This window comes from Pseudomonas sp. Pseusp97 (assembly GCF_047304025.1).
Classification (GTDB): Bacteria; Pseudomonadota; Gammaproteobacteria; order Pseudomonadales; family Pseudomonadaceae; genus Pseudomonas.
In genome coordinates, this window is record NZ_JBGLYK010000107.1 from 1 (window position 1) to 18,915 (window position 18,915).

The 18,915-nt window shown below is 66.0% G+C and carries 18 protein-coding genes; 9 read left to right on the plus strand and 9 right to left on the minus strand.

Annotated elements, in window-relative coordinates; genetic code table 11:
- The first annotated feature begins 139 nt into the window (after window positions 1-139).
- The 3 genes from der to ACCC94_RS17705 all read left to right on the plus strand — a co-directional run bounded on the left by der (window position 140) and on the right by ACCC94_RS17705 (window position 3,639).
- Window positions 140-1,627 carry a ribosome biogenesis GTPase Der gene (gene der / locus ACCC94_RS17695; RefSeq protein ID WP_045210518.1) on the plus strand — a complete coding sequence of 496 codons (1,488 nt, stop codon included), beginning with the start codon at window positions 140-142 and terminating at the stop codon, window positions 1,625-1,627.
- Window positions 1,628-1,708: 81 nt separating this feature from the next.
- Window positions 1,709-2,857, plus strand: coding sequence for a pyridoxal phosphate-dependent aminotransferase (locus ACCC94_RS17700; RefSeq protein ID WP_413350793.1), 1,149 nt, complete (start codon window positions 1,709-1,711; stop codon window positions 2,855-2,857).
- Window positions 2,845-3,639, plus strand: coding sequence for an amidohydrolase (locus tag ACCC94_RS17705; RefSeq protein WP_413350794.1), 795 nt, complete (start codon window positions 2,845-2,847; stop codon window positions 3,637-3,639). The genes ACCC94_RS17700 and ACCC94_RS17705 overlap by 13 nt, the downstream gene beginning before the upstream one ends.
- 136 nt (window positions 3,640-3,775) lie before the next feature.
- On the opposite strand, the gene ACCC94_RS17710 is transcribed toward ACCC94_RS17705, so the two are convergent.
- A complete protein-coding gene (locus tag ACCC94_RS17710) occupies window positions 3,776-4,729 on the minus strand; it encodes an aldo/keto reductase (protein WP_413350795.1) in 954 nt (317 codons plus the stop codon).
- A 132-nt stretch (window positions 4,730-4,861) separates the two neighbouring features.
- On the opposite strand from ACCC94_RS17710, the gene ACCC94_RS17715 reads away from it, so the two are divergent.
- Window positions 4,862-5,194, plus strand: coding sequence for a DUF5629 family protein (locus ACCC94_RS17715; protein ID WP_413350796.1), 333 nt, complete (start codon window positions 4,862-4,864; stop codon window positions 5,192-5,194).
- Between the two features lie 55 nt (window positions 5,195-5,249).
- Here ACCC94_RS17715 and ACCC94_RS17720 read toward each other — a convergent pair whose 3' ends face one another.
- The 4 genes from ACCC94_RS17720 to leuA form a co-directional block, all read right to left on the minus strand.
- Window positions 5,250-6,488: an OprD family porin gene (locus ACCC94_RS17720; protein ID WP_413350797.1), complete on the minus strand. Its 1,239-nt coding sequence runs from the start codon at window positions 6,486-6,488 to the stop codon at window positions 5,250-5,252.
- Window positions 6,489-6,569: 81 nt separating this feature from the next.
- Window positions 6,570-7,940, minus strand: coding sequence for a spinster family MFS transporter (locus tag ACCC94_RS17725; protein ID WP_413350798.1), 1,371 nt, complete (start codon window positions 7,938-7,940; stop codon window positions 6,570-6,572).
- A 272-nt stretch (window positions 7,941-8,212) separates the two neighbouring features.
- Window positions 8,213-8,686, minus strand: coding sequence for a hypothetical protein (locus tag ACCC94_RS17730; RefSeq protein WP_413350800.1), 474 nt, complete (start codon window positions 8,684-8,686; stop codon window positions 8,213-8,215).
- 72 nt (window positions 8,687-8,758) lie between these two features.
- Complete coding sequence (gene leuA, locus ACCC94_RS17735; RefSeq protein WP_413350801.1) at window positions 8,759-10,429, minus strand: 2-isopropylmalate synthase; 1,671 nt, start codon at window positions 10,427-10,429, stop codon at window positions 8,759-8,761.
- Between the two features lie 398 nt (window positions 10,430-10,827).
- On the opposite strand from leuA, the gene ACCC94_RS17740 reads away from it, so the two are divergent.
- From ACCC94_RS17740 to ACCC94_RS17760, 5 genes are all read left to right on the plus strand, one after another.
- Complete coding sequence (locus tag ACCC94_RS17740; protein ID WP_413350802.1) at window positions 10,828-11,298, plus strand: DUF2946 domain-containing protein; 471 nt, start codon at window positions 10,828-10,830, stop codon at window positions 11,296-11,298.
- 105 nt (window positions 11,299-11,403) lie between these two features.
- Entirely contained in the window at window positions 11,404-13,515 is a 2,112-nt protein-coding gene (locus ACCC94_RS17745; protein ID WP_413350804.1) for a TonB-dependent copper receptor, read from the plus strand.
- Between the two features lie 52 nt (window positions 13,516-13,567).
- The gene (locus ACCC94_RS17750) at window positions 13,568-14,938 is read left to right on the plus strand and encodes a PepSY-associated TM helix domain-containing protein (protein ID WP_413350805.1); all 1,371 of its coding nucleotides are present in this window, start codon (window positions 13,568-13,570) and stop codon (window positions 14,936-14,938) included.
- 129 nt (window positions 14,939-15,067) lie between these two features.
- Complete coding sequence (locus ACCC94_RS17755) at window positions 15,068-15,556, plus strand: copper chaperone PCu(A)C (RefSeq protein WP_413350807.1); 489 nt, start codon at window positions 15,068-15,070, stop codon at window positions 15,554-15,556.
- Window positions 15,556-16,098: a GNAT family N-acetyltransferase gene (locus ACCC94_RS17760; RefSeq protein ID WP_413350808.1), complete on the plus strand. Its 543-nt coding sequence runs from the start codon at window positions 15,556-15,558 to the stop codon at window positions 16,096-16,098. Before ACCC94_RS17755 ends, ACCC94_RS17760 begins: the two co-directional genes overlap by 1 nt.
- Here the strand turns inward: ACCC94_RS17760 and ACCC94_RS17765 are convergent.
- The 4 genes from ACCC94_RS17765 to ACCC94_RS17780 form a co-directional block, all read right to left on the minus strand.
- Window positions 16,079-16,468 carry a DUF2809 domain-containing protein gene (locus ACCC94_RS17765; protein WP_413350810.1) on the minus strand — a complete coding sequence of 130 codons (390 nt, stop codon included), beginning with the start codon at window positions 16,466-16,468 and terminating at the stop codon, window positions 16,079-16,081. The two genes, ACCC94_RS17760 and ACCC94_RS17765, sit on opposite strands and share 20 nt — an antisense overlap.
- The gene (locus ACCC94_RS17770) at window positions 16,468-17,304 is read right to left on the minus strand and encodes a peptidoglycan DD-metalloendopeptidase family protein (protein WP_413350811.1); all 837 of its coding nucleotides are present in this window, start codon (window positions 17,302-17,304) and stop codon (window positions 16,468-16,470) included. Before ACCC94_RS17770 ends, ACCC94_RS17765 begins: the two co-directional genes overlap by 1 nt.
- A 376-nt stretch (window positions 17,305-17,680) precedes the next feature.
- Window positions 17,681-18,436 (minus strand): M15 family metallopeptidase, encoded by a 756-nt coding sequence (locus ACCC94_RS17775; protein WP_413350813.1) that lies wholly within the window; start codon window positions 18,434-18,436, stop codon window positions 17,681-17,683.
- A 6-nt stretch (window positions 18,437-18,442) separates the two neighbouring features.
- Window positions 18,443-18,915: exodeoxyribonuclease VII large subunit (locus ACCC94_RS17780; protein WP_413350814.1), on the minus strand; the 473-nt coding region annotated here is incomplete at its 5' end.

An 18,915-nucleotide genomic window follows, 5' to 3' on the forward strand; every position in this document is an offset into this window, starting at 1 on the left:
TTTTTACCTCTTTGTCCCCCCTCTTGTCCTCTTGCGCCCCGCTCTATTTCTCTTTTTTGTCTTTTTCTGGCGGGCGGCCCCTCTCACCCCCCCCGCGCCCCCGTCGTGTTTTCTGAAATTCAAATTCCTGGAGAGCCGCATGGTTCCCGTAATAGCCCTGGTGGGCCGCCCCAACGTCGGCAAGTCCACCCTGTTCAACCGCCTGACCCGCACCCGTGACGCCATCGTCGCCGAGTACGCAGGTCTGACCCGCGACCGCCAATACGGCGAGGCCAAGTGGCAGGGCAAGAAATTCATCGTCATCGATACCGGTGGTATTTCCGGTGACGAAGAGGGTATCGACGCCAAGATGGCCGAGCAGTCGCTGCAGGCCATCGAAGAGGCCGATGCCGTCCTGTTCATGGTCGACTCCCGCGCCGGCCTCACCGCCGCCGACGAGATGATCGGCGAGCACCTGCGCAAGAAGAACAAGCGCACCTACCTGGTGGCCAACAAGGTCGACACCGTCGATCCGGACATCGCCCGCGCCGAATTCAGCCCGCTGGCCCTGGGGCATGCGATCCCGATCGCTGCCGCCCACGGCCGCGGCATCACCCAGATGCTCCAGGAAGCCCTGGGCGAGATGTTCGCCCCGGAGCCGGAAGCACCGGAAGACAACGACCTGCCCAGTGAGCTGGAAGAGGTCGCCGAAGGCGAGGAAGCCAAGCGCATCCCCGGCCCGAGCGAGAAGGATGGCATCAAGATCGCCATCATCGGTCGCCCCAACGTCGGCAAGTCCACCCTGGTCAACCGCATGCTCGGTGAAGAGCGCGTGATCGTGTACGACCAGGCCGGCACCACCCGCGACAGCATCTACATCCCCTTCGAGCGCAACGAAGAGAAGTACACTCTGATCGACACCGCCGGCGTACGCCGCCGCGGCAAGATCTTCGAAGCGGTGGAAAAGTTCTCCGTGGTGAAGACCCTGCAGGCGATCCAGGACGCCAACGTGGTCATCTTCGTCATGGACGCCCGCGAAGGCGTGGTCGAACACGACCTCAACCTGCTCGGCTTCGTGCTGGAGACCGGCCGTGCGCTGGTCATCGCGCTGAACAAGTGGGACGGCATGGAATCGGCCGAGCGCGACTACGTGAAGACCGAGCTGGAACGCCGGCTGATGTTCGCCGACTTCGCCGACATTCACTTCATCTCCGCGCTGCACGGCACCGGGGTCGGCCACCTGTACAAGTCGGTGCAGGATTCCTTCCGTTCCGCTGTGACCCGCTGGCCCACCAGCAAGCTGACGCAGATTCTCGAAGACGCCATCCAGGTCCACCAGCCGCCGATGGTCAACGGCCGCCGCATCAAGCTGCGCTATGCGCACCTGGGTGGCGCCAACCCGCCGCTGATCGTGATCCACGGCAACCAGGTCGACGCGGTGCCCAAGGCCTATACCCGCTACCTGGAGAAGACCTTCCGCCGCGTGCTGAAGCTGGTCGGCACGCCGATCCGCATCGAGTACAAGGGCGGCGACAACCCGTTCGAGGGCAAGAAGACCCAGCTCACCGATCGCCAGGTCAACAAGAAGCGCCGCCTGATGTCGCACCACAAGAAGGCGGAGAAGAAGAAGAAGGACAAACGTAAATAACGTCTGTCAGGCTTCAGGCCGCAAGCCGCAGGCGATAGAGTAGGGACTTCCCTCTCATCGCCTGCGGCCTGTAGTCACGCCATGCTTACCAGCAAACTGCCGAATGTCGGCACCACCATCTTCACCCGCATGTCCCAGCTCGCCGCGCAAAGCGCAGCGCTGAACCTCTCCCAGGGCTTCCCCGACTTTCCTGCTCCCGCGCCGTTGCTCGAAGCGGTTGCCCGCCATGTCATGGCCGGGCATAACCAGTACAGCCCGATGACCGGCCTGCCGGCACTGCGCGAACAGGTCGCGGCCAAGGTCGCCAGCTTCTATGGCCGCAACGTCAGCGCCGACGCCGAGGTGACCATCGTCCCCGGCGCGACCGAAGGCATCTTCTGCGCGGTGCAGGCGCTGATCCGCGCCGGCGACGAAGCCATCGTCCTCGACCCCTGCTACGACAGCTACGAGCCTTCGGTTGAACTGGCCGGCGGCCGTTGCGTGCACGTCGCCTTGAGCCAGCCGGACTTCCGCATCGACTGGCAGCGCCTGGCGGACGCCATCACTCCGCGCACGCGCCTGATCTTCCTCAACAGCCCGCACAACCCCAGCGGCGCGCTGATCGACGGTGCCGACCTGGATCGTCTCGCCGAGCTGATCCGTGACCGCGAGATCTACGTGATCAGCGACGAGGTCTACGAGCACCTCATCTACGACGGCGTGCAGCACGCCAGCGTGCTGGCCCACGACGAGCTGTATCCGCGCGCTTTCGTCATCAGCTCCTTCGGCAAGACGTACCACGTCACCGGCTGGAAGACCGGCTACGTGGTGGCGCCGCCGGCGCTGTCAGCGGAGATGCGCAAGATCCACCAGTACGTGAACTTCTGCGGGGTGACTCCGCTGCAGTACGCGCTGGCCGACTTCATGGCCGCGCATCCCGAGCACCTGCGCGAGCTGCCGGGCTTTTACCAGGCCAAGCGCGACCTGTTCTGCGACCTGCTGGAAGGCTCGCGCTTCACCTTCCAGCGCGCCGCTGGCACCTACTTCCAGGTGGTGGATTACTCGGCGATCCGCCCGGACCTGGACGACGTGGCCATGTCCGAATGGTTGACCACCGAGCACGGCGTGGCCGCCATCCCGGTCTCGGTGTTCTACCAGCAGGCCCCAGCCGACATGCGCCTGGTGCGCTTCTGCTTCGCCAAGAAAGAGGAGACGCTGCGCCAGGCAGCGGAACGACTATGCGCGATCTGACTCGACTGCCCGACCTTAAGCTGGCGCTGGTGCAGACGACCCTGGTCTGGCACGACGCCCAGGCCAACCGTGAGCGCTTCGACTCGCTGCTGGAGAGCGCCCGCGGCGCGGACGTGGTGATCCTCCCGGAGATGTTCACCACCGGCTTTTCCATGGACTCCGAGGCACTGGCCGAAGCGGAGGAGGGCGCGACCTATGCCTGGCTGCGCGAGCAGGCTTCGCGGCTCGATGCCGTGGTCTGCGGCAGCGTGATCATCCGTGCCGCTGACGGCAGCCATCGCAACCGTCTGCTCTGGGTGCGCCCGGATGGCGAGGTGCAGTACTACGACAAGCGCCACCTGTTCCGCATGGCGGGCGAGCACGAGCACTACAAGGCGGGTGAGCAACAGGTGCTGCTGGAGTGGAAAGGTTGGCGGATTCGCCCGCTGGTCTGCTACGACCTGCGCTTCCCGGTGTGGAGCCGCGATGCGCAAGGTACCGACCTGTTGCTCTACACCGCCAACTGGCCGGCGGCGCGCCGCCAGCACTGGAACCGCCTGCTTCCGGCACGGGCCATCGAAAACCTCTGCTATGTCGCAGCGGTCAATCGCGTCGGTGAAGACGGCAAGGGCCACGCCTATTCCGGCGACAGCCAGGTGCTGGATTTCCAGGGCGACAACCTGCTGGCCGCCGGCAACGCCGACGGGGTCTTCCAGATTGCCCTGAGCGCAGCGGAGCTGGCGGCTTACCGCGAGCGCTTCCCGGCCTATCTCGATGCCGATGAGTTCGAGATCCGAAGTTGACCGGATGCCAATCGCGGACGAAGTCCGCTCCTACGAAAGCCTGATGCTTTTGTAGGAGCGAGCTTGCTCGCGAACGCTCCAACGCATGATCTGGGCGGTTCGCGAGCAAGCTCGCTCCTACAGGTCTACCTGTCCTTCAATACGCGCTGGCGGTATTCAACCGCTGGATTGCCTCGTCACTGAGCTTCAGGTCCACCGCTGCGATCAGGTCCGGCAACTGCTCCAGCTTCGATGCGCTGGCGATCGGCGCGGTGATGCTCGGGCGGGCCATCAGCCAGGCGAGGGCGACCTGCGTCGGCGTCGCAGCAAGGTCGCCGGCCACCTCTTCCAGCGCATCGATGATGGCGAAGCCGCGCTCGTTCATGAAGTTCTTCACCTTGTAGCCGCGCACGCTGCTCTTGCCCAGGTCCGCCTCGCTGCGGTACTTGCCGGTGAGGAAGCCGGCGGCCAGCGAATAGAAACTGATTACCCCGAGCCCCAGCTGCTGCACCGTGGGTTCCAGGTTGGTTTCGTAGTTGGCGCGGTCGTAGAGGTTGTAGTTGGGCTGCAGGCTCTGGTAGTTCGGCAGCTTCAGCCGGTCGCACACTTCGCGCGCCTCGCGCAGGCGCTTGGCCTCCAGGTTCGACGCGCCGATCACCCGCACCTTGCCGGTTTCCACCGCCTCGGCGAAGGCGCCCATGGTTTCTTCCATCGAGGTATGCGGGTCGTCGCAGTGCGATTGGTAGAGGTCGATGTAGTCGGTCTGCAGGCGCTTGAGCGAGCGCCCCAGCGCCTGCTCGATATAAACCGCTGACAGGCCCTTGTGGCCATTGCCCATGTCCATGCCGACCTTGGTCGCGATCTGCACCTGGTTGCGCTTGCCGGTCTTCTTCAGCCATTTGCCGATGAGGATTTCCGACTCGCCGCCTTCGTGGCCGGGGACCCAGCGCGAGTAGACGTCGGCGGTATCGATGCAGTTGAGCCCGGCGTCGACCAGCGCATCCAGCAGGCGGAACGAGGTCGCCTCGTCGGCCGCCCAGCCGAACACGTTGCCGCCGAATACCAGTGCGGGAATCTTCAGGCCGGACCGGCCGAGTTCGCGGGTACGCATCTGCGTTGGCTCCTGAGGCTGTGCGGGAACCCTCAGTGTAGACGCCGTCCCTGCGGTCGCCGGGCGGAATGACCGGCAGTGCGACGCCGACTGGTCTATCATGGCGGCCAGCCCTATTGCCGAGTGCCCGCCATGACCACGACTCCCTACCTGCTGGACCAGCTGGAAACCGCCGACATGCTGTTGATCGACGGTCTGCACGCCTGGCAGTTCGAGCTCAACGAGGCATTGCTGGACCAGGCCGACGCCGCCGCCCACGCCGATCAGCCCTTCGCCAGCGAAGAAGTGGTGCTGCAGATCGAGTCCATCGACGGGCGCGACCGCCGTGAATGGCGCTTCAGCTACAACCAGGTGATGGAGGCCAGCTACCAGGCCGAAGACGAGACCTGGCTGCTGCAGTCCGGCGACCAGCAGCACCGACTCTGCTGCCTGGGCGCAGTCGCCGCCAGCGGCGACGACGAATAAGCCCCCCTTTGAAAACGCAGAAGGCCCCGTGAGGGGCCTTCTGCATTTCAGGGTTTCAGAAGGCCAGCGGATAGCTGGTGATGAAGCGCACCTCGTCGTAGTCGCTGGCATAGCTGCTGCGGACCGTGGAGGTGCGCATGAGGAACGACAAGGTCTTCAGCGGGCCGCTCTGGATGGTGTAGCCGACATCGGTATCGCGCTCGTACTCGTGACCATCGCTCTTGCCCGGTCGCGAGATGTCGGTGCCCTTGGTGTAGCGCGTCATCAGGGTCAGGCCAGGCAGGCCGAGGCTGGCGAAGTCGTAGTCGTAGCGCAGCTGGTAGGAGCGCTCCTGCGCCCAGAAGAAACCGCCATTGGTGACCCAGTTGACCAAGTACGGCTGCGGCGTGTTGCCCAGCAGCATGGGGAACATGTCCTCGCCCAGCATGCGTTGGTAAGTGGTCGAAAGCGTGTGGCCGCCGTGCTTCACGCCGAGCCGCGCGCCATAGGCGCGGTTGTCGATGCGCCCTGACAGCGCCTGCCCGGACTCCTCGTTGTGGAAGTAGCTCAGGGTGCCGAGCAGCGCAGTGTTCTCGCCGACCGGCTGCTTGAGGTTGGCGCCGACGTAGTGCTGGTCGTAGATGTCTTCCAGCTGGGCGAAGTAGTAGCTGGTGGACAGGCCGGGCGTCCACTGCGCATCGACGCCGCCCAGGTTCAGCTTGTTGCTGTCCTGGCTGGCAGGACGGGTGGCCAGGTAGAACGACTCGCGGTCGCTGGAGGCGCGGGTGCTGGTGTTCCACAGTTGCGCGGCAGTGAACTTGAAGCGATCCGACTCCTTCGACTCCAGCATCACGCCCTGGAAGGTCTGCGGCAACACGCGCACGTCATCCTGGAAGATCACCGGCAGGCGCGGCTCCAGCAGGCCGACCTTCAGCGTGGTCTTCGAATAGCGCAGCTTCAGCGTGGCGCCGCCACGGCTGAAGTCATCCACCGGCTCGCCGGTGCTGCGGTCGTAGGGCAGGTTGCTGTCGTTGCTGGTGCCGGCGCCGCCGTCGAGCTTGAGGGCGTAGAAGCCGGTGAAGTCCACGCCGACACCGATGGTGCCTTCGCTGAATCCGGAGCTGAAGCGCGCCAGCACGGCCTGGGACCAGCTACCGGCCTGGGGTTGCGGGGCGTTGTCCTGGCGATAGTCGCGCAGCATGTAGAAGTTGCGCAGGGTGGTGTCCAGGCGGCTGTCGTCGATCAGGTCGGCCTGGGCGCAGAGGGGCATCAGCGCGCTGGACAGCAGCGCACCGGCAAAGCGAATACGGAACATCGTCATCTCCTGGGGGCCGTTCGCCGGGGCGCAGGGCGCCGCGCCGGCGAACGGGCGTACGTCATGTCGAGGCGGGCGCGATCAGTTCGCGGTGGCGGTGCTGTCCAGCGGTGCGGCTTCAGGCGGGGCCGTCTGCTCCTGGCCGAGGCTGCGGCGGAAGTGCTTGCGTCCGTTGCCCAGCAGCCACAGGCAAAGCAACCCGGCAAGGGTGACGATGATGCCGATGGACGAGCCGACAGCCCTCGGGTCCTTGAAGTACTGGTCGGTGAGCAGCGCCACCAGCGTCGTGCCGACACCCAGGCCGATCAGGTTGGAAACCAGCAGGAACAGCGCCGACACCTGCGCGCGCAGGCGATTGGGCGTGAGCACCTGCATGGCGGCCGCCGAGGTGGAGATGCAGAAGGCGCAGAAGAACATCGCCGGGCCCATCAGCAGCACTGACAGCTGCAGGCTGCTCGCTGTCACCGAGCCGATGACGAAGGGAATGGTACAGGCCACGCCGAGCATGCCGCTGATTATCGCGGCGTCGCTGCGCCCGCGCTTCTGCAGCACGTCCACCAGCCAGCCGGCGCAGAACACGCCGGCGGTGTTGAGCACCAGCAGGATGCCGCCGAGGATGTAGCCCACCTCCAGCGGCGTCAGGCCGTACTGGCGGATATACATGGCCGGCGCCCAGCCCATCAGCGCGTACTGGCACATGGCAAAGAAGGAGAAGCCCAGGTAGTGACAGGTGAAGGTCGCGCGGTGGCGGCGCAGGAAGCGCAAGCCATCGCCGATGGTCGCCTTGTGCTCGGGGTTCGCCACCTTGCGCGCCGGGTCGCGGATGGTCAGCGCGATCAACAGCGCCACCAGCACGCCGGGCAGGCCGACGATGAAGAATGCGATCTGCCAGGAACGCACCTGGCCCAGCCAGCCCAGGTCGATGGCCGGGACGTCGCGCAGCGCCTCGATCACGTAGCCGCCGACCAGGAAGGCCAGGCCGCCGCCGAGGAACGCGCCCATGGAGTAGAGCCCCAGCGCGCGGCCGAGTTTCTCCTTGGGGAACAGGTCGGCGAGCATCGAATAGGTCGCCGGCGTCAGGGCGGCCTCCCCGACGCCCACGCTCATGCGCGCGAGGAACATCTGCAGGAAGTTCTTCGACAGCCCGCATGCGGCCGTGGCAAAGCTCCAGAAGGCCACGCCGATGGCGATGATCTTCACCCGCGAGGAGCGGTCGGCGAGGTAGGCGATGGGCAGCCCCATGAAGGCGTAGAACAGCGAGAAGGCCAGCCCGCTGAGCAGGCTGAACTGGGTATCGGTGATCTGCAGGTCGGCCTTGATCGGCTCGATCATCAGCGAAAGGATCTGCCGGTCAACGAAGGAGAAGATGTACGCCACCATGCACAGCACGACGACATACCAGGAATAACGCGAATTACGGACGGACTTCGGGTGTGGGGATTGCGGATTCACGGTTACTGGCTCCTGAAGCGGGTGAAGGCAGATGGCCAAGCACGTCGAGCTCGTTGTTGTTGTAGGTAACCAGGCGCCACTGTACGCAAGGCAGGGGCAGCCGAAAGTGTCTGATTGCGTGACACGGTTTTTTGTTTGCCTGCCGCTCGTACGGCAGTGCAGGCAAGACTAGGGAAGGGCAGGGGCGGCGGTAATCGGGGCGAGTACCAGCATTGCGGAGACTCCCCCCTAGGGGAATAGGGGGAATCTTTAGGCGGGAGGACGCAGGGGGATCAGGCGTTGCCGGTCAGGGCCAGGACGAAGGCGGCGCCGAACACCACTGCCATGATGACGATCAGGAACAGCAGGCTGACACCGAAGGCGCGCCAGTTGGACAGGTAGCCACCACCGGCCGCGGCGTGGCGGTCAAGTGCTTCGCCGGTATTCTGCTTCGCGTACTGGTGCATGGCGAATACGGCGGCAATGTTGATCGGCGCCGCGGGGAAATTGTCCGGCAGGAACCAGGAGAGGATGAAGATCAGCACGGTGATGCCGATGCCAACCAGCCAGGCCTTCTGCACATCCTGCGGGCGGTTCAGGCGCTTGAGGTTCTGCGCGATCACCCAGCTTCCGGCGATGGGCGTGCCGAAGAAGGTGGCGATGCCGGCGGCGGCCAGGCGATAGAGCGGCTCGCCGGTGGTGGCGCGTGAGCTGTCCTGGAGTGGCGCGGCGGGCGTCTGGAAGGGGTTGTCCTGCGGTGTGGTCATGTTTTCGCTCCTTCGAAAACAGCCCCGGACGCACGAGGCGTCCGGGGCAAAGGGACTTTCAGGTTACCAGGCTTACGCGGCTTTCGCGTGGCCCAGCGTCACTGCGCGGTTCAGGGCGCTGAACAGCGCACGGAAGCTCGCGGTGGTGATGTTTTCATCGATGCCGATACCGTGCAGCGAACGACCGCCCTCGACGCGCAGTTCGATGTAGGCGGCCGCGCGGGCATTGGTGCCTGCGCCGATGGCGTGCTCGTTGTAGTCCATGATCTCGACGTCCACCGGCAGTGAGGCGACCAGGGCTTCCAGGGTGCCCTTGCCCTTGCCGTGCCAGCGGTGCTGCTCGCCCTTGTGGGTCACGTCGATGTCGATGGCGCAGACGCCGTTCTCTTCCTGCAGGCGGTAGTTCTTCAGGCCGAACGGGGAAACGGCCTGCAGGTACTCGGTCTGCAGCAGGGTGTAGATCTGCTCGGCGGTCATCTCCAGTCCGAGACGGTCGGTTTCGTTCTGCACCACCTGGCTGAACTCGATCTGCATGCGGCGCGGCAGGCTGATGCCGTATTCCTGTTCGAGCAGGAAGGTGATGCCGCCCTTGCCGGACTGGCTGTTCACGCGGATCACCGCTTCGTAGCTGCGGCCGATGTCCGCCGGGTCGATCGGCAGGTACGGCACTTCCCACACGGCGTCTTCCTTCTGCTGGGCGAAGCCCTTGCGGATGGCGTCCTGGTGGGAGCCGGAGAAGGCGGTGTGGACCAGGTCGCCGACGTACGGGTGACGCGGGTGCACCGGGATCTGGTTGCACTCTTCCACCACCTTGCGCACGGCATCGATGTCGGAGAAGTCCAGCTCGGGGTCGATGCCCTGGGTGTACATGTTCAGCGCCATGGTCACCAGGCAGAGGTTGCCGGTGCGCTCGCCGTTGCCGAACAGGCAGCCTTCGACGCGGTCGGCGCCGGCCATCAGGGCCAGTTCGGAAGCGGCCACGCCGGTGCCACGGTCGTTGTGGGTGTGCAGGCTGATCAGCACGCTGTCGCGCTTGTTGATCTGGCGCCCGAACCACTCGATCTGGTCGGCGTAGTTGTTCGGGGTGGCGCACTCGACGGTGGCGGGCAGGTTGAGGATCAGGCGGTTCGCCGGGGTCGGCTGGAACACGTCGATCACCGCGTTGCACACCTCGACGGCGAAATCGGTCTCGGTGGAGCTGAAGACTTCCGGCGAGTACTCGAAGCCCCACTGGGTTTCCGGCGCGGCTTCGGCCAGGCGCTTGATGGTCTGCCCGGCGGCCACGGCGATGGCTTTCACCCCGGCCTTGTCCTGGTTGAAGACGATCTTGCGGAAGCTCGGTGCGCAGGCGTTGTAGTAGTGGACGATGGCCTTCTTCGCGCCCTTGAGGGACTCGAAGGTGCGTTCGATGAGGTCGTCGCGGGCCTGGGTCAGCACCTGGATGGTGACGTCATCGGGAATGTGGCCGCCCTCGATCAGCTCGCGGACGAAGTCGAAGTCGGTCTGCGAGGCGGACGGGAAGCCCACTTCGATTTCCTTCAGGCCGACCTGAACCAGGCACTTGAAGAAGCGCATCTTCTTCTCGGCGTCCATCGGCTCGATCAGCGACTGGTTGCCGTCGCGCAGGTCGGTGGACAGCCAGATCGGCGCCTTGTCGATGATCTTGTCCGGCCAGGTGCGGTCGGGCAGGGTGACCGGGGTGAAGGCGCGGTATTTCTTCGACGGGTCTTTCAACATGCTCATGAGCGGAATCCTTGTTCTCTGCGGCCTGCAGGGCCTGCGCATAAAAATCTGAATGAGGCGAAACCGGGGGAGGGGGCTCAGCTACGCAGTCGCGGGCTGACCAGGCGCAGGCAGGCGTGTTGGCGAAGCAGGATGAGGGTGTGTGCGGTTTTCATGACTGCCAAGCTAAAGGCCTGGGAGACCAATGGCAAGCATTTGGAAAAATTTGGTAGGAATGGTCTTTCAGTCGGATATGGAGAGAATTTATTGTCGAAAACAGTCATTTCAAGCAATTTATCCTGAAGCTTACCGCTGTGCTTAACTGATTCTGCGTCTTCGTGCCGCAGCGGAGCTTTGCAACTCCGTGCGATCATTGCGCACCCGCCCAGGCGGGGACCCTCCATCCGCAAGGACATTTCGTGATCCGTCGCACCCGACAAGGCGTAGGCACCTGGCTGGCGTTGTTCGCCATGCTGATGATCTATGTCGGCCCGCTGGTCTCCCAGTCGATGCCGATGGATCACGCCATGCCCATGGATCACGCCATGCCGATGCAGCATGGCGCCGCGATGGAGCATGGCAAGGCCGTGTCCCACGACATGGCCGGCCTGGACGAATTGGCCTGCTCGGACAGCCAGCGCTCCGAGGCCCATCACGCCGCGCCGGTATCCCACGGCGAGCAGCCGCTCACCGCTGATGCGTTCATGGAGAAGTGCGGCTACTGCAGCCTGCTGATCCACAGCCCGCCGCTGACGCCGCCACCGGTCGTGCTCGACCACGGCCTTCCCGCTGTCGGTGCGCCTGTCGCCCTGTTCGTTTCTTCCCGCATTCCCGCCTCGCCGGTCTTCCCCGGCGCCCGCTCCCGCGCACCCCCGTTCCTGATCGGCTGACCCGCAATCCCGACTCCCCGACCCCGGCGTCAAGGCCTGCATTGGCCTACGTGCCGTGCGTGTACGCGTGGAGCGGGCGTCATCACCGATCATGGAATTCATGGAATGTCCCGCATCCCTATGCGCCGTCGGCAGAGTGCCGTCGGCCTGCGCGCCCTGTGCGCGCTGACCGCCCTTGGCGGTTTCACTGCCGTCCCGGTGCTGGCCGAGGAAGAAGATCACTCGGCACACACTACTGACGCGTCGGTTGCCGAACTGGCCCCCAGCGTCATTACCGCGGTGGCCCAGAGTTCGCCGCTGACCGTGGTCACCGACCCCAGGCAGCCGCGCCAGCCGATCCCCGCCAGCGACGGTGCCGACTACCTCAAGACCATCCCCGGCTTCTCCGCCATCCGCAACGGCGGCACCAACGGCGACCCGGTGCTGCGCGGCATGTTCGGCTCGCGCCTGAACATCCTCACCAACGGCAGCACCATGCTCGGCGCCTGCCCGGCACGGATGGACGCGCCCACCTCCTATATCTCCCCGGAAACCTACGACAAGCTCACCGTGGTCAAGGGCCCGGAGACCGTGATCTGGGGCCCCGGCGCCTCGGCCGGGACCATCCGCTTCGACCGCGAACCAGAGCGCTTCGGCGAGCTGGGCATGCGCGTCAATGGCAGCCTCACCGCCGGCTCCAACGGCCGCTTCGACCGTGTGCTGGACGCCGCCGCCGGAGGTAGCGAGGGCTACCTGCGTTTCACCGGCAACAAGTCGCAGTCCGATGACTACGAAGATGGCAGCGGCAACACCGTGCCCTCGCGCTGGAACAAGTGGAACGGCGACGTGGCCGTGGGCTGGACGCCCGACGCCGACACCCTGGTCGAGCTCACCGCCGGCAAGGGCGACGGCGAGGCGCGCTACGCCGGGCGCGGCATGGACGGCTCGCAGTTCAAGCGCGAAAGCCTTGGCCTGCGCTTCGAGAAGTCCAACATCGGCGGCGTGCTCGACAAGCTGGAGGCGCAGGTCTACTACAACTACGCCGACCACGTGATGGACAACTACAGCCTGCGCACGCCCTCGGGCACCGGCATGATGGCCGGCCCCATGGCCGCCAACGTCGACCGCCGCACCCTCGGCGGACGTCTGGCCGCGACCTGGCGCTGGGACGACTTCAAGCTGATCACCGGCGTCGATGCGCAGACCAACGAGCATCGCGAACGTAGCGGCATGGGCATCAACACCTATGACGAGCAACCGTGGGACAAGGACGCCGTGTTCCACAACTACGGCGCCTTCGGCGAGCTGACCTGGTACGCCGCCGACCGAGACCGGGTGATCACCGGCGCGCGCCTGGACCGTGCCTCGGTCAAGGATTATCGGCAGACCAGCGGCTCGGGGATGATGGCGATGCCCAACCCCACGGCCGACGACACCCGCGCCGACACCCTGCCCAGCGGCTTCGCCCGTTACGAGCACGATCTGGCCGACACGCCCACCACCCTTTACGTCGGTCTCGGGCACGTGCAGCGCTTCCCCGACTACTGGGAGCTGTTCTCCCCCGACAAGGGCCCGGCCGGCTCGGTCAACGCCTTCGACAGCATCAAGCCGGAGAAGACCACCCAGCTCGACTTCGGCGCCCAGTACGAGGACGAGAAGCTCAAGGCCTGGGCCTCGGGCTACGTCGGCGTGATCCGCGACTACATCCTGTTCGACTACCTGCCCGGCGGCATGATGGGCCGCACCTCCCAGGCGCGGAACGTCGATGCGCGCATTATGGGCGGCGAGCTGGGCGCAGCCTACGCGCTGACCAGCAACTGGACCGCCGACGGCACCCTGGCCTACGCCTGGGGCAAGAACACCACCGACGGTACGGCGCTGCCGCAGATGCCGCCGCTGGAAGCGCGTTTCGGCCTGACCTACGAGCAAGGCGACTGGAGCGCCGGCGGACTCTGGCGCGTGGTTGCGCACCAGGGCCGGATCGCCGAGAACCAGGGCAACGTGGTCGGTTACGACTTCGACGAAAGCCCCGGCTTCGCGGTGTTCTCGCTCAACGGTGCGTACAAGTTGAGCAAGCACCTCAAGCTCAGCACCGGCGTCGACAACCTGTTCGACAAGGACTACGCCGAGCACCTGAACCTGGCGGGCAACGCCGGCTTCGGCTACCCGGCCAACGACCCCGAATCGATCCACGAGCCGGGACGTACGTTCTGGACCAAAGTGGACTTCAGCTTCTAAGCCCGACCGGCCCCCGCTGGTCGGGGGCCTCCTTGCGTGAGGAGACCAACGAATGCAGAAGAAGACATTCGATTTCTACAACCTGGCCTGGCGCTGGCACTTCTATGCCGGGCTGTTCGTCGCGCCGTTCATGATCCTACTGTCGATCACCGGGATCATCTACCTGTTCAAGCCGCAGCTCGACCCGCTGATGTACAGCGACCTGCTGCAGGTGAAGCCGGGCGAGGTGCGGCTGTCCGCCGACGAGCAACTGATGCACCTGCATCACCAGAACCCGCGGTTGCAGGTCAGCCAGTACCTGCCGGCGCCGGCCGCCGACCGCAGCGCGCAGTTCGTCGCGCAGCTGGATGGGCGCGAGGTGAACGCCTTCGTCGACCCTTACAGCGGCAAGCTGCTCGGCGTGCAGGACGCCAAGTCCAACCTGCAGGCGATGGCCCGTGCGCTGCACGGCGAGCTGATGATCGGCACCGTCGGTGACCGGCTGATCGAGCTGGCCGCCGGCTGGGGCATCGTGCTGGTGTTTTCCGGCCTGTACCTGTGGTGGCCACGCAAGCGCTCGCTGCGGGTGCTGCTGTGGCCGGACCTGTCGCGTCGCGGCCGCGCGCTATGGCGCGAGGTGCACGTGGTGGTCGGCTTCTGGGGCTCGCTGCTGATGCTGTTCATGCTGCTCACCGGCATGACCTGGACCGGCTTCTGGGGCAAGACCTTCGCCGACGTGTGGAACCGCTTCCCGGCGCCCATGTGGAACGAGGTGCCCCAGTCGGACCTTCAGGCGCGCACCCTCAACGAGGCGCACCGCCAGACTATCCCCTGGGCCATGGAAAACACCCCGATGCCGATGTCCGGCGGCGACCACGCCGAGCACATGGCACACGGAGCAGGCGGCATGGCGATGCCGCAGATCAGCCTGCAGCAGGTGGTCGATACCGCCGACCGGGCCGGCGTGACGCCCGGCTTCGCCGTCGCCCTGCCCAAGGGGGAGCAGGGCGTGTTCACCGTCTCGGTGTTCGCCGACGACTCGCGCAACGACGCCACGCTGCACATCGACCAGTACACCGGCAAGGTTCTCGCCGATGTGCGCTGGAAGGATTACGGGCTGGTGGCCAAGGGCGTCGAATCTGGCGTGATGCTGCACGAGGGCAAGATGTTCGGCCTGTTCAACCAACTGCTGATGCTCGCCGTCTGCCTGATGATCCTGCTCAGCGCGGTCAGCGGCCTGTGGATCTGGTGGAAGCGCCGCCCGCAGGGGCGCCTCGGCGTGCCGCCGATGCCCCATGCGCTGCCGGTGTGGAAGGGCGGGGTGGTGATCATGCTCATCCTCGGCGTCGCCTTCCCGCTGGTCGGCGCGTCGTTGTTGCTGGTCTGGGTGCTGGACTGGGCTGTGCTTTCGCGGATCAAGCCGCGCAGCCCGGCCCTGGGCTGATGCGTGCGTTGTTTCAACCTGACGCCTGCCGCGAGGCAGGCTATGCTGCGGCGCGATCGTTGCGCCCGCGGCCCGATGGATTCCCGCCGCTGCGGCGGACCTGATCACAAGCCAACTGGAGTCTCGAACATGCGTAAAACCCTGCTCGCTTTCGCTGTCCTGCTGGGCTTCTCCGGCGCCGCCATGGCCCACGAATACGAGGCCGGCAACCTGCATATCGACCACCCTTGGTCGCTGCTGCTGCCGGCCAACTCGGTGAACGGCGCCGCCTACTTCATCGTGCAGAACCACGGCAAGGAGGCGGACCGCCTGCTCGGCGCAGACACCGACCGCGCGGCCAGCGCCGAGGTGCACCAGCACGTGGAGAAGGACGGCATGATGAAGATGGTGAAGGTCGAGGGCGTGGACATCCCCGCCGGCGGCAAGATCGTCTTCGCGCCCGGCCAGTACCACCTGATGCTGTTCGGCCTGAAAAAGCCGCTGGCTGACGGCGAGCGTTTCCCGCTGACCCTGCACTTCCAGAAGGCTGGCGACGTGAAGGTCGAGGTCGCGGTGCAGAAGGAAGCACCGAAAGGCACCGACATGGGCCACGACATGCACGGCATGAAGATGAACTGATGAGCGACCGGCTCCTGCGCCCGCTGGTGTGGGCGCAAGACGGCGAGTGGCTGCTGGGGTTCGACGGCAGCTACTCCAGCGACTCGATCCTGCGGATCGAGAGCGCCGCCGATGGTTTCATCCTGCGCGAGGAGCGTCTGCCCGAGACGCAGACCAAGCGCTATCCCTTCGCCGACCTGAAGGATGACGTCACGGCAGCCGACTGGACCGCCGTGGTCGTCGACGAGGAAGGCGAGCGCCTGGGCTTTGCCATCGCCCGCTATGAAATCTGGAATCGCCGCGCGGTGCTGGACGACCTGTTCGTCCTCGCCGATGCGCGTGGCCAGGGTGTCGGCCGGCAATTGCTGGAAGGTTGCCTGGACTGGGCGCGCGGCACCGAGGCGCGCCACCTGTGGCTGGAAACCCAGAACCTCAACCTGCCGGCGGTGGGCTTCTACCGCTCCCGTGGCTTTGCCTTGAGCGGGCTCTCCACCGACCTCTACGACCCGGCGCAGGTGCTGCCCGGAGAGATGGCGCTGTTCTTCAGCTACCCGCTGGCCTGAGGGCCAGGCGCGCCTGCCGCGCCGCGAGGATCAGCACGAAGCCGATGCAGTAGGCCAGCACATCCAGCCAGTCCGGAGTAGCACCGAGGACGATGCGCAGCGCGCGGTTGCCGATCTGCCAGTGGAATGTCGCGGCGAGGTACTGGCCAAATTCGATCAGCAGCCCGCAGGCCAGCGCCGCAGCGGCCAGCCAGTGCGCCGGCGCATCCATCGCTGCGCGCAGCAGGCAATACAGCCAGATCACCGCCAGCACGTCGCCGCCGAAGCCGCGCAGCCAGCCGAGGTTCGCCCCGGCCGTGGCCAGCCACACCAGCACGGCGAACCAGAGCATCGCGAACAGTGCACTGCGCCCACCGAAACGAATGCGCATCAGGGCTTGAACGCGCCGATGAAGATCGCCGGGTCGACGCGGGCATCGTTCAGGCTGACGTTCCAGTGCATGTGCGGCCCGGTGGCGCGGCCGGTGGCGCCGACCCGGCCGACCACGCCGCCGCGCGGGACCGCGTCGCCCAGTTTCACGTCGATCTTCGACATGTGGCAGAACATGCTGATGAAGCCCTGGCCGTGGTCGACGAACACGGTGTTGCCGTTGAAGAAGTAATTACCGATCAGGATCACCTTGCCGGCGGCCGGCGACTTGATTGGCGTGCCGGCGGGCACGGCGAAGTCCAGCCCGGAGTGAGGGTTGCGCTCTTCGCCATTGAAGAAGCGGCGCAGGCCGAAGGGGCTGGAAAGCGGGCCGTTGACCGGCTTGTCCAGCACCAGGTTGCTTGGCGTGCCAGGGCTGAAGCTGCGGTAAGCGGCGGTCTGTTCGGCCAGTTCGCGGTTGATGCGCTTGAGGTCCTCGGGCAGCGGGTTGACCTGGCGGGTGTTTTTCAGGGTGATGCGCTGCTCTTTATAGTGCTTGTTGCCAACGTTGAAGCCGAGATTGCGGCTGGCGCCGGCCTGCTTCACGACGATCTGCTGGCTGCCGGCCTTGGCGGTGAGCGGGATGCCGACGATGGCGATCCAGTCACGGCCTTCCTCGCGCACCACCAGCACCGGCTTGCCCTGGTAGGTGGCGGTGGGCGCGGCGGCATCCTGGCCCAGCTGGACGACGGCCACGCCGCCGGGCACCGGTTTGTTCAGCGTGCGGCTGATGAAGCCCTCGGCCTGGGCGGTCAGGCTGAAGAGGGCGGCGATGAGCAGGCAGGAGAATCGGAACATTTCGCTATCCGTGGACGTGTCGGCGGACGAAGCGCGCAGTCTACACGGGCCGCTCCGGCGGGCGCGGCGTTTTCGTCGAAAGCGGAACCGCTTGGCGGGCTGCTCTTGCTCTTGTAGGAGCGAGCTTGCTCGCGAACCAACCTCTGCAGCGGGCCTGTTCGCGAGCAAGCTCGCTCCTACAGCTCCCGGGACCTTTCTCCAGGATCGTAGGGCGCATAACGCGCCAGCGTTATCCGCCGCGAGGCAATTGGCGGATAACCCGTTCCGGGTTATGCGCCCTACGGCCTACACATCCCGGACGTTCCTGTGCCGGGGCGCTGGCCGCGCAAAACGTAGGATGGGTATCGCTGCGCTCCACACCATCCTACAAAAGCAGCTAGCGGCGCAGCCCTTCCAACTGCTGACGCCACAGCTGCTCCAGCCCCAGCACCTGCGCCGGCCCGTAGATGGCGTGGGGCTTGCCCAGGTGCGCGGCCCACAGCTGGTCGCCGTAATCGTAGTGCCACCACTCGCTGGAGAGATTGCTGAAACCCGCCGCCAGCATGGCGTTGAACAGCATCCGGCGGTTGTCGCGCGCGCGGCGCTGGGCGCCGTCGGGCTGGACGATTTCTTCGTAGTGGCGGGTGTAGGAACGCGGCGTCGCCTCGTCGAACAGGCTGCCCATGTCCAGCCAGCGGCCTTCGCTGTCGCACAGGGTCAGGTCGATGGCGCCGCCGGTGAGGTGCGGGCTGGGCGATTCGGCGCGGGTGCTGGGCGGTGCGACGAATTCGCGGGTGCGCCGGGTCAGCTCGCGCGGATCGGCGTCCGGCTCGTGCTGGCGGAGGATGTCGTAGAGCGTGTCGTACAGGTGCTGCTGCACCGCGAAGGGCCGCCAGGCGTCGAGGATCACCAGGCGGATGCCGTCGGGCAGCAGGCTCGCGGCATGCAGCAGGCGCTCGAAGACTTCCGTGCGCGCGTAGCATTCCGGCTGCGCGTTCGGCACGCCCAGGCGGTGATACGCCGGCCACACCGCGAAGCCGGTGGCGATGCCCAGGGCCTGCAACGGCTGGTCGCATTCGACGATGGGTACGCGGAAGGCCTCGGCCCAGTCCGGATCGGGTTGCGGCAGGATCGGCGCGAGCAGGTCGGTCATCGGCAATCAGTCCAGCAGGGAAAGGGTGACGGGCGCCTGGTGGTTGTCTTCCACCCGCACCTCCAGCTCGCCGTCGCCCAGCTTGGCCTTGAGGCGCTGGCCATTTTTCGTCTGCGCGGCGCTGCGGATGGCCTGGCCCTTGTCGTCCAGCAGGATGCTGTAGCCCCGACCGAGGGTCGCCAGCGGGCTGACGATGTGCAGCGTCTGCATCAGGCCGTCCAGCCGCTGGCGCTGTTCGCGCAGGATCGCGTTGGTGGCGCGGGGCAGGCGGGCGCTGAGGTTTTCCAGACGCTGGCGCAGCAGGGCGAGGTTGCGGCCGGGGTGCTGCGCGGCAAGGCGGGTGTCCAGCCGCGCGACGCGCTCCTGGCGGATGTGCAGCTGGCGCTCGAAGGCGCGGCGCAGGCGCATGTCCAGGTCATCCAGGCGCTGGGACTGCTGGCGCAGGCGCTCGCCGGGATGGCGCAGGCGCCGCGCGCAGC

Bases quoted from the DNA above. Each gene is read 5' to 3' on its own strand.
- der (WP_045210518.1), top strand. From the start codon at position 140: ATGGTTCCCGTAATAGCCCTGGTGGGCCGCCCCAACGTCGGCAAGTCC.
- ACCC94_RS17700 (WP_413350793.1), top strand. From the start codon at position 1,709: ATGCTTACCAGCAAACTGCCGAATGTCGGCACCACCATCTTCACCCGC.
- ACCC94_RS17705 (WP_413350794.1), top strand. From the start codon at position 2,845: ATGCGCGATCTGACTCGACTGCCCGACCTTAAGCTGGCGCTGGTGCAG.
- ACCC94_RS17710 (WP_413350795.1), bottom strand. From the start codon at position 4,729: ATGCGTACCCGCGAACTCGGCCGGTCCGGCCTGAAGATTCCCGCACTG.
- ACCC94_RS17715 (WP_413350796.1), top strand. From the start codon at position 4,862: ATGACCACGACTCCCTACCTGCTGGACCAGCTGGAAACCGCCGACATG.
- ACCC94_RS17720 (WP_413350797.1), bottom strand. From the start codon at position 6,488: ATGTTCCGTATTCGCTTTGCCGGTGCGCTGCTGTCCAGCGCGCTGATG.
- ACCC94_RS17730 (WP_413350800.1), bottom strand. From the start codon at position 8,686: ATGACCACACCGCAGGACAACCCCTTCCAGACGCCCGCCGCGCCACTC.
- leuA (WP_413350801.1), bottom strand. From the start codon at position 10,429: ATGAGCATGTTGAAAGACCCGTCGAAGAAATACCGCGCCTTCACCCCG.
- ACCC94_RS17745 (WP_413350804.1), top strand. From the start codon at position 11,404: ATGTCCCGCATCCCTATGCGCCGTCGGCAGAGTGCCGTCGGCCTGCGC.
- ACCC94_RS17750 (WP_413350805.1), top strand. From the start codon at position 13,568: ATGCAGAAGAAGACATTCGATTTCTACAACCTGGCCTGGCGCTGGCAC.
- ACCC94_RS17755 (WP_413350807.1), top strand. From the start codon at position 15,068: ATGCGTAAAACCCTGCTCGCTTTCGCTGTCCTGCTGGGCTTCTCCGGC.
- ACCC94_RS17760 (WP_413350808.1), top strand. From the start codon at position 15,556: ATGAGCGACCGGCTCCTGCGCCCGCTGGTGTGGGCGCAAGACGGCGAG.
- ACCC94_RS17765 (WP_413350810.1), bottom strand. From the start codon at position 16,468: ATGCGCATTCGTTTCGGTGGGCGCAGTGCACTGTTCGCGATGCTCTGG.
- ACCC94_RS17770 (WP_413350811.1), bottom strand. From the start codon at position 17,304: ATGTTCCGATTCTCCTGCCTGCTCATCGCCGCCCTCTTCAGCCTGACC.
- ACCC94_RS17775 (WP_413350813.1), bottom strand. From the start codon at position 18,436: ATGACCGACCTGCTCGCGCCGATCCTGCCGCAACCCGATCCGGACTGG.